The organism is Bartonella sp. AA81SXKL (assembly GCF_042196945.1).
Lineage (GTDB): Bacteria > Pseudomonadota > Alphaproteobacteria > Rhizobiales > Rhizobiaceae > Bartonella.
In genome coordinates this window covers 1-524 of the sequence record NZ_JBHIRH010000171.1, presented here as the reverse complement: position 1 = coordinate 524, position 524 = coordinate 1, and the positions used below count along the sequence as shown (strand labels likewise).

1 pseudogene is annotated in these 524 nt (G+C 36.1%); it reads right to left on the bottom strand.

Annotated elements, in window-relative coordinates:
- Positions 1–252: 252 nt before the first annotated feature.
- Positions 253–524 (bottom strand): annotated as a pseudogene (locus ACFINZ_RS10370) (MFS transporter); the annotation flags it as partial.

The following is a 524-nucleotide window of genomic DNA, read 5'->3' as shown; positions in this document are numbered from 1 at the left end:
AAAGTGATAATACCTGCTCCCATAACCATAATAGCAGAGTTGAGAATGTTATTGGCAGCAATAACACGTGCGCGTTTATGAGGTTTAGCCCAGGCTTGCAGTGCAGAAAATCCAGGAACAACAAGAAAAGTACTTGAAGTTGCTGCCAAGGCGAAATCAAATATCATACGCAATAATTTTGAGTGAGAAAAGAAATCAATAAACTTTTCAGCTTTTAATTCAGGATCAAGACCATTAAAAACTTTTCAGCTTTTAATTCAGGATCAAGACCATTAAAATAATACTTAAGTCTATGCAAACAAGGCCAAAGACAAAAGTTCCTATAGCCGCTAGTAATAAGTTAATTCGTTCCGCTGAAAGCCAAGCCGCTATTGCAGATCCAAGAGCACCGAAAATGGAAAACAATATTAAAAACATGATAGTTCCATTGGGAAGGTAATTAAAAAAAGCCATGAGTATTGGAATGATAGATAAGAGTGTGGCAGCTATAAACCAAAACCAAGAAACTATAAGGCTTACAATCA